The sequence below is a fragment of the Lactobacillus sp. OTU4228 genome, assembly GCF_001006945.1.
Lineage (GTDB): Bacteria > Bacillota > Bacilli > Lactobacillales > Lactobacillaceae > Lactobacillus > Lactobacillus amylovorus.
Window position 1 is genome coordinate 78,720 of the sequence record NZ_CDLD01000041.1, and the last position, 15,124, is coordinate 93,843.

Sequence of the window (15,124 nt, forward strand, 5' to 3'; positions counted from 1 at the left end):
AATCTGAGTGAATACTTGGATTTGATTTTTTAGTTTCAACCTTTTCAATACAGGTACTTAATAAGGTATAATTGACACTGATATAGTTTACTCTTATAGGAAGGATCTTCATGAAAGATTTTTTACATAAGCTTGAATTGCCTGAGTTTATTAAGGATTCAAGATTAACAGCTTCCATGATAATCATTTTGTCGCTTTCCTTACTGGGAAGCGTAATTGCAATGATTATGAATCCGTTATTCGGGTTGGCAATGGTATTGATTTTTATCCTTACCGTTGCTTTTGCAATTTATGGAACCTATATTTTGGCAGGCAATGCGAATAACTTCGCAGTCAACTTGTCTTACCGCATAAAGCGTAGTGAGCAAGAAGCAATGATCAAGATGCCTTTGGGTATTTTGCTGTATGATTCTGATCACCAAATTCAATGGGTCAATCCATACTTGCAATTGTATTTGAAGGATACGGATTTGGTAGGACATACTATTGAGGCTGTTGATCCGGACTTAAATAAGCTGCTTAATGAAGCAATTGAAGCTAAAACCTCAGAGAATCATATCGTCGATTGGGATGGACATCGCTTTGAGATGGTGGTTCAAGATAACTTGGGCGTAATTTATCTATTGGATATTACGCGCTATGCAAAAATTGAAGATAAGTATAAGGCTGAGCGTCTAGCTATTGGTCAAATCTTCATCGATAACTACGATGAATTGAGCGAAACCATGCATGATCAGGAATTGACCAGCATGAGTTCCTATGTGCAAAACACATTGAGCAATTATGCTAAGAAGTTTAAGGCCTATTTAAAGCGGATTGATGAAGATCATTTCCTGTTGCTGGTTCATATGCAGGATTTGGCAGAAATGGAAAAGGACAAGTTCTCCGTTTTGGATAAGGTGCGCCAAGAAACTAGCCGTAACAATACTCCATTGACCTTATCGATGGGGATTGCCTTTGGCAGTGATTCATTATCCGAAATTGCTAACCAGGCTCAATCCAACCTAGACTTAGCACTGGGCCGAGGCGGGGATCAGGTTGTTTTGCGTCAGCCAGGTAAGGATGCCCGTTTCTACGGTGGTAAATCCAACCCAATGGAGAAACGTACTCGTGTTAGAGCGAGAATGGTTTCTCAAGCAATTAGTGAATTGTTCAAAGATGCAGATCGTGTCTTCGTAGTAGGACATCAACGTCCTGACATGGACTCTGTCGGTAGTGGTATTGGTGTAGTAAAATTGGCTCGTCTTCACGGCGTTAAAGCCAATTTCGTCCTTGATACCAATAAGACCAATTATGACGTTGGTCGTTTGGTTACTCGGATGCAACAAAAGAATCAGGATAAAGATATCTTTATCAGTCCTGAAGAGGCTTTGTCCGAGGTTACCGACAAGTCAATGTTGGTAATGGTGGACCATTCTAAGTATTCAATTACTTATTCACAACCGTTATATGACCGGTTGAAAAACAGAATTATCGTAATTGACCACCACAGACGTGGCGAGGAATTCCCAGAGAATCCAATGCTTACATATGTTGAACCATATGCATCGTCTGCCTGTGAATTGGTTACCGAAATGATTGAATATCAACAGCCAGCTAATGGTAAGCGAGTATTGACTGACCTTGAAGCAACAGCCATGCTTGCTGGTATCGTTGTTGACTCAAAGGAATTCTCACTTAGAACTGGTACGAGAACCTTCGATGCCGCAAGTTACTTGCGTTCAATCGGTGCCGATTCAGCCGTAGTAAGCATGTTGTTAAAAGAAGACATTGATAGCTTCCTTGAACGAACTCACTTGGTCGCAACGCTCAAGATGGTTAAGCCACATATGGCCGTACTTTGTGGTCCTGATGATAAGATTATTGATCCGATCATCACCGCTCAAGCGGCCGATACTGCGCTTGATTTGGAAAATGTAGGTGCAAGCTTTGCCATTACTAGACGTAGCTCAGATACGATTGGTATTTCTGCTCGTTCAATGGGCAAGATCAATGTTCAAATTATTATGGAAAAACTCGGCGGTGGTGGACACCTTTCAAATGCGGCAACTCAGATCAAGGGTGTTACTATTGAAGAGGCAAAACAAAAATTGCTTAAAGCAATTGATGAATATGAAGAAGAAAATGATTAAAGGGGGACCCGAGAATGAAAGTTATTTTTACACAAGACGTTAGAGGTCGAGGCAAGCGTGGACAAGTTAAGGAAGTTCCAGATGGCTATGCACAAAACTATTTAATCAAGCGTGGTCTTGCCAAGGCAGCTACTAAGGGTAACATGAACACTTTGAAGCGTGTTGAAGCTAACGAAAAGGCTGCTTATGAAGCAGAAAAGGCTGAAGCCGAAAAGATTAAGGCAGAACTTGAAAAAGACAGCACTATTGTTAATTTCAAGTCAAAGGCTGGTAACGATTCTCGTTTGTTCGGTTCAATCTCAAGCAAGAAGATTGTTGAAGGCCTTGAAAAGCAATACGGTATCAAGATTGACAAGCGTAAGTTGAACCTTCCAGAACCAATCAAGACTTTGGGTTACACTAACGTTCACGTTAAGTTATTCAAGGGCGTTGAAGGAACTATTCGCGTTCACGTTACTGAACAAGACTAATTATTTTTATAAAAAGTGGTTGTGATTGATGGATAATATTGTTTCTCAACAAATTCCGCATGACTCCGACGCTGAAAAAGCCGTTCTAGGTGCGATTTTCATTGATCCAGAAGCGATTGCGGATGCTAGTGCGGTCGTTCAGCCTGAAGATTTTTATGAACGCGCAAATCAGATTATTTTCCAGGCAATGCTGGACTTGTCTGATCGTGGGGATGCAATTGATCCACTGACTCTTCAGGATGAGCTGAATAAACGTAATCAGCTTGATGATATAGGTGGCATTGGCTATGTTTCAGAATTAGCAATGTCCACGCCAACTGCGGCACACGTTAACTTTTATGCACAAATTGTGCACAGAAAGGCCTTGCTCAGAAGACTGATTTCAGCCAGTCAAAATATTATTACTAATGCCATCAATGGTTCAGACGATGTAACGGATATTCTTGATGACGCGGAAAGCGAGATCATGAATGTCTCGTCTGAGAACAACACCGGTGGCTTTAGATCAATTAAGGAAGTTGTTAACTCAACGATTAATGATATTAACAACTTGCCTGAAGATAATAATATGGTTACGGGTTTGCCAACCGGTTTCTATGAGCTGGATAAAATGACTACTGGTTTTCACGATGACGAATTGATCATTATTGCCGCTCGTCCTGGTGTTGGTAAAACTTCTTTTGCATTAAATGTGGCCCAATATGTCGGTTTACACACTGATAAATCTGTGGCGATGTTCTCACTAGAAATGAGTGGTGAACAGCTTGTACAAAGAATGTTAGCTTCTGAAGGGCTGATTGATTCACAGCATCTTAGAACTGGTCAATTAGATCAGGAAGAATGGCACAATTTGGTTATGGCGGCTGGATCACTAGCTGGCACCGACATTTTCATTGACGATACGCCAGGTATCAAAATGAGTGAAATTCGTGCCAAGTCACGGCGACTGGCTAAAGAAAAGGGCAATTTAGGTTTAGTTGTTGTCGACTACTTGCAGCTGATTGAAGGTCCACGTAGTGAATCACGGCAACAAGAAGTTTCCGCAATTTCTAGACAACTTAAGAAGCTTGCTAAGGAGCTTCACGTGCCTGTCATTGCCCTTTCACAGTTGTCACGGTCAGTTGAGCAGCGTCAAGATAAACGGCCTGTATTGTCCGATATTCGTGAATCTGGGTCAATTGAACAGGATGCCGATATTGTTTCGTTCCTTTATCGTGACGACTACTATCGTGATGAACCCGAAGATGGTGAAAATAGCGGTAGCAGTAGTGAAGTCGGAGCAGAAGACGATAACGGTGAAGTTGAAGTAATTATTGAAAAGAACCGTTCAGGTAGTCGTGGGACTGTTAAATTAATGTTCTCGAAGCCATATAACCGCTTCTCGAACCTTGATTATGCTCATGATGATCCTGATGGCAATTAAGCACATGTTAAAAGCATGTGCTTTTTTATTTATTAAGAGTATTCAAAATCCGAATATTAAGTGACGAATGTTGATATCACAGGAAATATAAAATAAATATCAGAACAATAATCATAAATATAAATAATATAATTCGCATTTTATATTGAAATCTAGCATTTATTCTGTTATACCTATTTATGTGATGAAACCTATTAATTAATTTTTTGGAGGAATTTCAGGTTTATGAAGTTTAAAAAAGTATTAGTTGGAGCTTTAGCAGTTTTAGCTACTGTTTCACTTGCGGCATGTTCGAACAATCAAAAGAGTAGTTCATCTTCATCAAATGAACCAAAAGAATTGAATGTCGAATTCGTACCAAGTACTCAAGCTAACAAGATGGAAGCTAAGGCCAAGCCACTTGGAACGCTTTTACAAAAGCAATTGCATATTCCAGTTCACGTAACAGTTTCTACAGACTACAGTGGTTTGGTTGAAGCTATGTCATCTAAGAAAGTTGACGTTGGTTTCATGCCACCATATTCTTACATCCTTGCTCATAAACGCGGAATTGCGGACGTACTTTTACAAGCTGAACGTTACGGCTATGATGAACCATCTGGTAAGATGAATCACACTTTAATGCACAAATACCGCGGTATGATCGTGGTTAAGAAGGGTTCTAAAATCAAGTCATGGAAGGACCTTAAAGGTAAAAAGATTGCTATCGGTGATCCAAGTTCTTCATCCGGTTACGTTTACCCAGTTGCAGAACTTTACAAGAAGGGCTTAAATGTTACTAAGGAATGTAAGCTTGTTAACATCAAAGGTGATGATCAAGAAGTTCTTTCAGTATTGAACGGTGACGTTGATGCTGCATTCGTCTTCTCAGATGCACGTAACATTGCAGCTCAAGACGATAAGAAGGCAATGACTGACGTTGTGCCAATCTACTTCACTAAGTGGATTCCTAACGACACCATCGCAGTTAGAAAAGACATGCCTAAGAAGTTTAGAGCTAAACTTTCTAAGGCATTCAAGAACATTGCTAAGTCTAAGAAGGGTAAGCAAATCATTGAAAGTATTTACAACCATTATGGCTATGTAAGTGCCAAAGACTCAGACTTCGATGGCTTGCGTCAATACCAAAAGATTGTTAACAAAGCTACTGGCGGCAGTAGTAATAATAACTAAAGTTGATTATTAAAAAGACCTGCTTTTTTAAAAGCAGGTTATTTTTTTGCTAAAAGCTATCTGAAATCGGTTAAAATATAAGTAACAATCAAAGGAGAAAGATTATGAAAATTGCTGTTTTAACCGATAGCTCAGCTTACTTAACTAAAGAGCAACAAGAAAAGTATCATATCGATGTTTTGCCAATTCCAATTATGTGGGGCGATAAGACTTACCGCGATATGATCGATATTGGCTATGAAGAATTTTATAAAAAATTAGCTGATGAAAGTGAATTACCTTCAACTTCACAGCCTTCCCCAGGTGACTTGCAAAAAAGAATAGATGAATATGTAGAGCAAGGCTACACTGATGTGATTGTAATTACCTTGTCTAGTGGTATTTCTGGTTATTATTCAACTGTTGAAAGTATTGCGAATAGCGAAACTAGAATCAAGATTCATCCATTCGATAGCAAAATCACCTGTGCTGGTGAGGCCGATTATGCTATGCTGGCGGGCCGCCTAGTCGAGGCTGGAGCCGACGTTGATTTAATTATGCATGATTTATCTGATTTGCAAAAAACGATGGATGTGCGCTTTATGGTGGACAATTTGAGCCACTTGAAGAGAACAGGTCGACTTTCTAACGCTGCCAGTTTTGTGGGAACATTGTTCAAAATTAAGCCAATTCTTTCAATGGATGTGCAAGATGAAGGTAAGATCTCTGCAATTGCTAAGGAAAGACAAACTAAACGTGCATATAAGCATGTGCAAAATGATTTTGACAATCTAACTAAGAACATGCCATACAATATTCAATGCACAATTTTTGATTCACTTGATCCTGATAAGAAAGAAGAATGGATTGAAGATTATCGTGCTAAGTTCCCTAGATATAAGTTCGATGAAAGTATTATTGGGCCGGTAGTTGGTGTCCATGTAGGACAGGGAACAATGGCAATGATTTGGTGTCGTGATCTTGATGACTACTTTGATAAAAATGGTAAGCCAATTGAAGAAATCAATTCTGAAGAAGTTGTAGATAAAGCGTAAGTAAATAAAATTAATTACATACATATGAAAGCCTTTACATATAAAGGCTTTTTTCTTTATAATATTATCAGCACAAAACTATTCGGAGATAAAAACATACAAGAAAAGGATGAGAAAATGGCAGAAAAGAAATATGTCGGCAGTATCGAAGCCGGTGGTACAAAATTTATCGTAGCAGTTCAAGACGTTGAAACAGGCAAGGAAGTTGCTCGCGACAGAATTCCTACTACAACTAATAAAGAAACTTTACAAAAGACAGCTGATTTCTTTAAGAAGCACTCAGTTGATGCATTGGGTATCGGTACTTTTGGTCCAATCGACATCAACCCTAAGTCACGCACTTATGGTTACATTTTGGACACTCCTAAGCCAGGCTGGTCAGGCACTAACGTTAAGGGCTTCTTTGAAAAAGAACTTGGCATTCCAGTTGCAATGACGACTGACGTTAACGCATCTTGTTACGGTGAGTACGTTGCCCGTGGTCGCGATGATTCAAAGAGTTACTTCTACGCAACTGTTGGTACTGGTGTTGGTGCAGGTATTGTTCAAGCAGGTAAGCTTCTTGGTTTGAACAACCACCCAGAAATGGGTCACATGCTCGTTCGTCGTTATCCTGGTGATGACTACAAGGGTCACTGTCGATTCCACAACGACGCTTGTGTTGAAGGTATGGCAGCTGGTCCAAGTCTTGAAGGCAGAACCGGTATCCCTGGTGAAAAGCTTTCACGTGATAACAAGGTCTTCACTTATTCTGCATACTACATCGCACAAATGCTCTTCAATGTTTACATGACTGCTCGTCCAGATGTAATGGTTGTTGGTGGTTCTGTATTAAATGAAGATGACCTTGTTAAGGTTAGAAAGTTCTTCAATGAATTTAACAACAACTATGTCACAACTCCAGATTTGGACAAGTTAATCGTTCGTCCAGCCGTTGCCAACAACGGTTCCGCAACTCTTGGTGACTTTGAATTAGCTAAGAATTTACTCAAATAAAAATACACGCTTTGATCAATAAAGCAATGAAAAAGACTCAGCACGTTAAGAAAGACGTAAGCTGGGTCTTTTTTGACGTAATTAGGGGTAAATCAGCGTAGTATTAACTATAGAACGTATCACGTTATTAACGAAAGGAGCCGCTTATGAGTAAAGATAGTGGCTTAAAAGACAAGATAATAGGTAAGGCTAAAGAAGTCGAAGGTAAAATAACCGGAGACAAGACGCGTGAAGCACAAGGCAAAGCCCAGCAAGTAAAGGGCAAAGTCAAAGCTAAGGCCAAAAAAGTAAAAGAAGATATAGAAGACAATCAAAAAATAGACGAAGATTGCTGAAGTTTGTAGTAGATAAATCTAGTAAAAACTACGAAGAAAGAAAATAGGTGATCCTATGTTATATTGGATTTGGGTTTTAATCGTCGGAGCTATAATAGGACTGCTTGCCGGTGTCATAACCGGTAGGGGTGGTTCAATGGGCTTTCTTGCAAATATCTTAGCAGGACTTGTTGGCTCAACGCTAGGTCAAGCACTCTTTGGCGCCTGGGGACCGCAAATGGCGGGGATGGCAATAGTGCCATCGGTACTAGGGGCAGTTATCTTGGTATTAGTAGTCTCATTTGTTTTGGGATTCTTCAATCGAAAAAATGTATAAGAAATAATAAAAGCATGCTTATGCATGCTTTTGTTTCATGTGAAACTATTTATTCTCATTCTTTTGTTCACGTTCTTTATCATCTTTGAAGCGTTGTTTAATTTCTTCTGGTAAGATGCTTGGCACAGTTTTATCGTAAAATTCAAAGAAGATAGGGGCCTTGTTCGAGTCGTTACTCTTAGGATATAAAGCAAAATCAGTTTCATTGAATGGCAAGCTAATATTACCACGGATCGCATTAAGAATTTCTCCGACCATGTGTAAAACATATTTACGCGTTTCTGGGGTTAAGGCCATAATTACGCGGCTGAATCTTACAGTTCCCAGCAACTTGTTAGCAGTAATTTGGAACACATCGGTGATATTTAATTCGTCGAATGCTTGAAACAATGCGTCCCATAATTCACCACGTTGTTCATCGGGAATAGTGTGATTAAAGTCAATAAAGGAATGTCGCAGCGATCTTGCACCTGATGTAAGACCTTCAGCTAAAACGAAACTATCTCGTCCTACACTCCAGCGACGCGGATCGTGTTGTTGGATCATTGGTGCAGTACTTTTAACAATTAATACTCGTTCTGGGTGATCTAACATAGTGCCAATGATTGAAGATTCTGGTAGATAAGTCTTCATCTTAGGAAGTGCTCTAACAAAGCCGGGTGAACGCCATACTTGATGGAAAAATCCTGGGCCGTCAAAACTGAATGCTCTGATAACGCGGTTTTGCAAGGCGGGTTCTGCCACACTTAAAGCATATTCTGCGTAATTGCCGCCTTTTGAGTGACCAGCTAAGTAAATCTTGTCGTCAGGATATTTGGCCGCAATTTCTTTAAGATAATTTGCCGCCACATCTTGACCATAAACCTTAGGCATGTAGTTCATATTCATATCTTCATTCCAGCCGATAATTGAACTGTCGGTGCCGCGGTAAACGATTAAAATAGTTTTCTTATCTAGTTGAAAAGTAGCCGCTGTAAATTGTAATGGATATGGGTCTTTCTCCATTCGGTTAGTCCAGTTTAAAATTTCTACATTTCCTAGTCGTGGACTTTTAGGAAGGAGCCAGATCTGGGTACCGTTTTCATCGTGCATTTGTACTTGGAAAGAGGGGAGAACGCGAAGTTTTTCCGCTACTTCGCTTAGGGTATGTCCTTTAGCTGATTTATCTACAGGGAGATAGATAAATGAGGCGAAGAGTGATGCATCTACACTATTGAATGGCTTCTCTTTAAATGATAAATCTCCTCGCCAACGTAAATAGTCAAGAGTTCCTGCCATAAAGTCATCCTTTCATGGTTAATAATGACATTTTACTAATTATTACTCTAAAAATAAATGTTATAAGCCACCGCGTGTGTAACTGATTTTTCGAATATCAGGATATTTGCGTAAAGTCATGATGATTTGATTTTCGTCAATTTTATTGTTGATAACGCCATCGACATAAAGAACGATCTTTTTATCGCTGACATCGAGAATCTTGATTGAAATATTTTCAACTTTATTATTTTCTAGCTCTTGCTTTATTTGTGGCAAAACATCTGGTTTATTGATAGCATCTATCAAAATGTCGAAACGAATGTGTGGTGTAAGTTTATCAATGATTTCGTCATCATGAAAGAATAGTTGAATGATGAAAAGCAGGGCGGTTGATAAGATGCCGATGAAGTACATGCCTGCACCAACGGCCATTCCGATGGCGGCAGTTGCCCAGACACCAGCGGCTGTTGTTAGACCAGAAATTTGTTCTTTTCTTACTAAAATTGTACCAGCACCGATGAAGGAAATACCGGTGACAATTTGGGCGGCAATTCTTGAAGGGTCGAGTGAAAGATCGTGCATGTTGAGCAGATCGGTGAAGCCGTATTTAGATACGATCATGAACAAGGCAGAAGCAATAGCAACTACAATGTGCGTTCTGACACCTGCAGTTTTTCTTTGGATAGCTCGTTCATAGCCGATTAGGGCACCACAAAAGGCGGCGACGAGAATCCTGAGCAGCCAATCTAGTTCAGTTGTAATGGGAGCGAATGTCTCCATAAAATCACCTCTTGAATGACTAACACTTTTAGTTCCATTCTAACGTAAATAGCCTTATTTGATAGTTTTGAAGATTTTTTTTGAATTTTTTTCAAAAAAGGGTTGCGCAACTCCCATCTATATGGTTTAATAAATACTGTTGTCGATGAGATAACAAATGAGTTGCTGACTTAGCTCAGTTGGCAGAGCACGTCACTAGTAATGATGAGGTCGGAGGTTCGAATCCTCTAGTCAGCATTAATAAATACGTTTAAAAGATCTGATTGAAAAATCAGATCTTTTTTGTACTATAACTAAAACATTTATTAATAGCGCAATTTTCTTGGAGGAGAATTATGAAAGCATGGAAAACTAGCGGATTAATTGTATTGCTGGTCTGGATAGCAATTGCAGCAATTATCTGGTTTAGGAATGTTGACGGAGCAGGAGTAGCTCAGACGGCTCAATTAAAAGAAATAACTTTGCTGATCTGGCTAATTTTTGCAATTCCTGTCATTATTGGCTATCTAATTTGGTTTATTGTTTTAAAAAGAAAGCAAGAAAATATAAACTAAGAGAAACAAAGGAATGGTCGATTGCTTTAGGGATACCGGTTGAAGATCGTCATGGAAAGCACTATGAAGATGGTGCGGTAACTCTTGACGATTTTGATTATTCAAAAACTGATGAAGTCAAGCCAGATGCGGAAAGTGGAGCTTCGCAAAAAGAATAGAAAATAAAGAAGAGCAACATGAGAAAGAATCTCGTGTTGCTCTTTTTGATCTTCGTTAATCTACTGCATTACCAAATTGATGATCTTTTTTATTAAACCATTGACGGGCAAAATCGATCAAGGATTTGCTGTTAATTACTTTGATAATTCCTTGACCTAATTTTTGTGCTTTAACTTCATTAGGAAATTCTTTTTCAAAAGCTTCACCTAATTCGTTGAAATCGTCATAAGAATCTAAATCTATGTTTTGATAATTTGTCCAAATCGTTTTTCCATCTTGGTCGATACTAGTTGCTGCAGAACAGGTTTCAGTTTTGCGATGAATCGTAGATTCTGCGTAGTGAAGCATTGTGCAAGTTTCGTAATCGGTACCTAAGAAAATAATTTTGCCATCGTTCTTGTACAAATAATCAAGTGGACTGTTGATCCCATACGGCAGGTTTAAAGGCTGACGTGCGGCAATTTCAGCCGCATTTTTACCCCAGATAGCAACTGGCAAATAGGGATGCGTGCTGCGAACTACATCAGGTAAATTCCTAAAGTATTCTGGCGTTATGCCCAGGCCTTCTGTAGCTGAGGTCCTTGGATCATATGGTGGTATATTATCTCTGACCACCTGAATTAAATCTTGACGAACGGGTGGATACTCCCAAGTTGCTGGATCACAATTCGTTGAAACCTGTGACGGCATCATTAGTGTGCCAACGGATAAAGTTTCTTCAAGTGCTCTAACAATTGTTTTAGGCCCACCGGGTAAATATTGAAACTTACTCATGGCAGTATGAACCGTGCAAGCATCTGTACTTTTGACACCTAAATTGTCAAAAGCAGCCTTAAAATCATTTTTTGTGATAATAGTTTCGATTAATTTTTCAGACATAGTGTGTTTCCTTTTCTAAAATAGTTTATTGACTTGGTCTGAAAAATCTTACTCTTGCTTTAATTTCACGCTTGTTAATCATAGTTTGTTTGTTACTCATTTTTTCTCCTCGTAATAAATACGTATTAACTAATATTATAGAGAATGATTTTATAATAAATATACACAATTTATCCTCAAGGAGAAAAAAGATAACTTTAAAAGAAAAATTCGCATATATGGCAACAGGCAAGCCTTACAATGACTTGGATCCATTGTTAATTGAAGCAAGAAACAAGGCTACCGAAGATACTAATAAGTTGAATGCTGAAAATAATTCGGCTAAAAAAGAAGAACTGATCAGAAAACTTTTTGGTAGTGCTGGTAAAACACCATTTGTTAATCCAAATTTCCGTTGTGAATTTGGGCAAAATATTCATGTTGGTGATAATTTTTATGCCAATTATGACTGCGTAATCTTGGACGGTGCACCAGTAACGATTGGCGACAATACAATTATTGGTGCCGGCAGTGTTGTGACTCATGATATTCCAGCAAATGTGATTGCGGCAGGTGTACCTGCTAAAGTTATTCGTCCAATTACTGAGAAGGATAAAACCGGCTTTGATCCTAATGATCCTCGATTTTTATAAAGAATAGGAAAAAGAAAAACTAATAAAACACCTCATAGCTACTAGATTGACATTTGGTAATTATGAGGTGTTTTGATATTATTCTTCTTTTAGAATATCTTCTGGATTTTTATATTCTTGTTCCATATTTAAGGATTCAAGATATTTGTCTAAACTAATATTTTTACGATAGAGTTCTTTATTAACAATTTCAGCAACTTGCTTACCTGTGATTAGTAAGATAGGATAGTTATCTTCTAGAATCTCTTGTTGAGTGGCATTAGTAAAATAAGAAGTTGTTACAAATGCTGCAAGCCATCCTCTCTTTAATCTTGCAATAATTCGATCAACATCTTTGCCACTAACTCCATTATTTCTTTCGTAGCATTTAGCTTGTCCGAGAACTACCTGTCTAACTTGGCTTAAGCCATGATTTCCAATATCAATTCTTAGTACGTAATCATATCCGCCATCTCCAGATGCCTTAGTAACCCAACCATCGTGGCAGATAGTGCCAGAGTCCTCGATTAATAGGCGAGTTACATCTTTAGCTAAGTATTCAAAACCAAAAGGATTATTTTGATAGTGAGAATATATTTTTTGGAGAATTATATCTAACTTACTACCAGGTGTAGGTAGTTGTTCCTTTTTGTTGGCAGTACTTCGACCGTAAACGTGACGTCTAATTTTATTAAAATCGCCATCTTTAATCCACTCTTGCCATTCTTTTGGTGCTAAACAAGGAGCGAATTTATCTTTTTCTCTTCTGGCATCGATCCAGTCCCAATTGAAGCCTTCTTGTTCCTTTTTAAGAGAAAAAACACAGAATGTAAAAAGATAGTTTGAAAAATAAGTTTTATTCTTATTGGAGCCGCTATACTGAGTGACTAATTTAATTGATTCAACTGTGCCATATCCGTGAAAAGTTCGTTCGCCTTGTTTTTTACTTTCAAAAAATAAAATTGGAATAGCTTTGGCTCTTTCTTTAGGATCATTACTGTGACTTAATTTGAACTGTTCGAGTAGTCGTTTATTGCCAGTTGTAGTTGCTGGATCTTTATCTGCTGTTTTGTTATCGCCGTAATAATATATGTAGCCGATATCTTCATTAAATTCATCTTCCCATGGATTATAAGCGTCACTTCTAATGTGATTAGTGCTAGATATTATGATGCATTCTTGATCACTATATTGTGTAATACCGCGCTGATTATTATAGTTTTTAGGACTGCTGCCTAAGTGAGTTTGGTTATAATAATTATTTTGTGCGGAATCATTAATTTCTAAAATATTATTAGAAGTTTTTTCTGCGTATTTCTTAGCTTGGATTGATGTTGAATATGTTTGTCCGATGTATAGCATGACTTTATCCTCTGTTGTTTGATCTTAAAGATATTTTAGCAGCATTATTTTGGAATCTTTTAGCTTTGACTAAATAAAACTAAAATAATTTAACCTATAAAAGTTTTACAATAAGGATAAGAAACAAATTATAGGAGGAATCAATTATGCCATGTACAACAATTTTAGCCGGTAAAAAAGCTACTACCGACGGTTCAACTCTAGTTGCCAGAAATGAAGACTACGGTCACGCTTTTAACCCTAAGCGTTTCATCGTTGTAACGCCAGACAAGCAACCTAAGGAATATCAATCCGTAACTTCAAAATGCAAGGTAGATCTGCCAAGTGATCCAATGCGTTACACCGCTGTGCCTGAACTTGAATCAACTATGAAGAAGATGGGCTGGTGGGGTGAAGCCGGCATCAATGCCGCAAACGTTGCTATGTCAGCTACTGAAACTAGCACCACTAATTCACGTGTTTTGGGCGTGGATCCAATGAATAAAAAGGGTATCGGTGAAGAAGATTTTGTTACCATCGTTTTGCCATATATTTATTCAGCTCGTGAAGGGGTAAAGCTTTTAGGTAAATACCTTGAAAAGTATGGTACCTATGAATCAAACGGTGTTGCCTTTTCAGATAGGGACGAAGTTTGGTACATGGAAACAATCGGTGGCCACCACTGGGCCGCAAAACGTGTGCCTGATGACTGCTACGTTGCTGCACCTAACTGGTTCAGTATTACCGACTTTGACTTTAATAGCGACGACACAATGGCTTCTGCCGATTTGGAAAAGATGATTAAAGATAATTATTTAGACATCGATCATCAAGGCAATCCATACAATTTGCGTCATATTTTTGGTAGCCATGACGATTCAGACTATGAATACAACATTCCACGTGAATGGTATATTCAAAAGTTGTTTAACCCAAGTGACGTTCGTGAACCAGACGATCCAGAATTACCATTTGCAAAAAAGCCTGAACACTTGCTTACTATTGAAGACTTTAAGTATGCATTGTCTTCACGTTATCAACACACTAAGTACGATCCATATGGCTTAGAGGGTACAGACGCAGACCGTCATGCCTTCCGTCCAATTGGTTTCCAACGTAACCAAGAATTATCAATCTTGCAAATTAGAAACAACGTTCCAGAAAAAATCGCTGGTGTTCAATGGGTAGCCTTTGGTCCAAATGCCTTCAATGGTATTGCTCCTTACTACACCAATATTCTTGATACTCCAAGTACTTATCGCGATACTAAGGAACATTTCGATATTCAAGATATGTACTGGCTTACTCATGCAATTACAACAATTGCTGACGAGCACCCATTCCGCTACAGTGCTTCAATTGAAGAGATGAAACAAAGTACTTTAGCTGCTGGTCGTCATGTTTTACTTGAAACTGATCAAGAAGTCCAAGATCTTGACGGTGAAAAATTGCAAAAGAAACTTCAAGAGGCTAACGATAAGACAGCTAAGTCCACATACGATGCCGCAATGAAGTGCTTTGGCGACTGTGTAGAAACAGGTTCATTACAAATCAGATTAAATTATTAATTTTGAAGGTCCACCCAAAGGGTGGGCTTTTTTTGATAAGTCTTTGTTTATTGAATAAACAAAAAAGCAGTTTTGTTTGCTAAATTGCGACAA

At 38.5% G+C, this 15,124-nt stretch carries 15 protein-coding genes and 1 tRNA gene; 12 read left to right on the forward strand and 4 right to left on the reverse strand.

The genetic code is table 11. The annotated features are described in order from the left end of the window. Positions 1–110 precede the first annotated feature (110 nt). From BN1206_RS09125 to BN1206_RS09160, 8 genes are all read left to right on the forward strand, one after another. Complete coding sequence (locus BN1206_RS09125; RefSeq protein WP_013436848.1) at positions 111–2,132, forward strand: DHH family phosphoesterase; 2,022 nt, start codon at positions 111–113, stop codon at positions 2,130–2,132. A 14-nt stretch (positions 2,133–2,146) separates the two neighbouring features. Next, positions 2,147–2,602 (forward strand): 50S ribosomal protein L9, encoded by a 456-nt coding sequence (rplI, locus tag BN1206_RS09130; protein WP_013436849.1) that lies wholly within the window; start codon positions 2,147–2,149, stop codon positions 2,600–2,602. 28 nt (positions 2,603–2,630) lie between these two features. Then, complete coding sequence (gene dnaB / locus BN1206_RS09135; RefSeq protein WP_013436850.1) at positions 2,631–4,025, forward strand: replicative DNA helicase; 1,395 nt, start codon at positions 2,631–2,633, stop codon at positions 4,023–4,025. A gap of 225 nt (positions 4,026–4,250) precedes the next feature. Next, positions 4,251–5,198, forward strand: a complete 948-nt coding sequence (locus tag BN1206_RS09140) for a phosphate/phosphite/phosphonate ABC transporter substrate-binding protein (RefSeq protein ID WP_013436851.1) — start codon at positions 4,251–4,253, stop codon at positions 5,196–5,198. Between the two features lie 104 nt (positions 5,199–5,302). After that, positions 5,303–6,232: a DegV family protein gene (locus tag BN1206_RS09145; protein WP_013436852.1), complete on the forward strand. Its 930-nt coding sequence runs from the start codon at positions 5,303–5,305 to the stop codon at positions 6,230–6,232. A gap of 117 nt (positions 6,233–6,349) precedes the next feature. Further along, positions 6,350–7,228, forward strand: a complete 879-nt coding sequence (locus BN1206_RS09150) for an ROK family protein (protein WP_052543286.1) — start codon at positions 6,350–6,352, stop codon at positions 7,226–7,228. Between the two features lie 146 nt (positions 7,229–7,374). Then, positions 7,375–7,563, forward strand: a complete 189-nt coding sequence (locus BN1206_RS09155) for a CsbD family protein (RefSeq protein ID WP_052543287.1) — start codon at positions 7,375–7,377, stop codon at positions 7,561–7,563. A 55-nt stretch (positions 7,564–7,618) separates the two neighbouring features. Beyond that, positions 7,619–7,879, forward strand: coding sequence for a GlsB/YeaQ/YmgE family stress response membrane protein (locus BN1206_RS09160; protein ID WP_052543288.1), 261 nt, complete (start codon positions 7,619–7,621; stop codon positions 7,877–7,879). 45 nt (positions 7,880–7,924) lie between these two features. Here the strand turns inward: BN1206_RS09160 and BN1206_RS09165 are convergent, their stop codons facing one another. Next, on the reverse strand, positions 7,925–9,157 hold the full coding sequence (locus BN1206_RS09165; RefSeq protein WP_052543289.1) for a DUF2974 domain-containing protein: 1,233 nt from the start codon (positions 9,155–9,157) through the stop codon (positions 7,925–7,927). Between the two features lie 60 nt (positions 9,158–9,217). Then, the gene (locus tag BN1206_RS09170; RefSeq protein WP_052543290.1) at positions 9,218–9,919 is read right to left on the reverse strand and encodes an MgtC/SapB family protein; all 702 of its coding nucleotides are present in this window, start codon (positions 9,917–9,919) and stop codon (positions 9,218–9,220) included. 164 nt (positions 9,920–10,083) lie between these two features. On the opposite strand from BN1206_RS09170, the gene BN1206_RS09175 reads away from it, so the two are divergent. Together BN1206_RS09175 and BN1206_RS09180 are read left to right on the forward strand one after the other, a co-directional pair. Continuing rightward, positions 10,084–10,156, forward strand: a tRNA-Thr gene (locus BN1206_RS09175). A gap of 98 nt (positions 10,157–10,254) precedes the next feature. Then, the gene (locus BN1206_RS09180; RefSeq protein WP_013436872.1) at positions 10,255–10,473 is read left to right on the forward strand and encodes a DUF3923 family protein; all 219 of its coding nucleotides are present in this window, start codon (positions 10,255–10,257) and stop codon (positions 10,471–10,473) included. A 213-nt stretch (positions 10,474–10,686) separates the two neighbouring features. Here BN1206_RS09180 and BN1206_RS09185 read toward each other — a convergent pair whose 3' ends face one another. Beyond that, complete coding sequence (locus BN1206_RS09185; protein WP_013436874.1) at positions 10,687–11,511, reverse strand: AAC(3) family N-acetyltransferase; 825 nt, start codon at positions 11,509–11,511, stop codon at positions 10,687–10,689. A gap of 191 nt (positions 11,512–11,702) precedes the next feature. Here BN1206_RS09185 and BN1206_RS09190 point away from each other — a divergent pair, with 191 nt between their 5' ends. Further along, positions 11,703–12,143, forward strand: a complete 441-nt coding sequence (locus tag BN1206_RS09190) for a maltose acetyltransferase domain-containing protein (RefSeq protein WP_181989493.1) — start codon at positions 11,703–11,705, stop codon at positions 12,141–12,143. Between the two features lie 78 nt (positions 12,144–12,221). On the opposite strand, the gene BN1206_RS09195 is transcribed toward BN1206_RS09190, so the two are convergent. Beyond that, the gene (locus BN1206_RS09195; protein ID WP_052543291.1) at positions 12,222–13,484 is read right to left on the reverse strand and encodes a restriction endonuclease; all 1,263 of its coding nucleotides are present in this window, start codon (positions 13,482–13,484) and stop codon (positions 12,222–12,224) included. A gap of 146 nt (positions 13,485–13,630) precedes the next feature. On the opposite strand from BN1206_RS09195, the gene BN1206_RS09200 reads away from it, so the two are divergent. After that, entirely contained in the window at positions 13,631–15,031 is a 1,401-nt protein-coding gene (locus BN1206_RS09200; protein ID WP_022087634.1) for a C69 family dipeptidase, read from the forward strand. Positions 15,032–15,124: the final 93 nt, after the last annotated feature.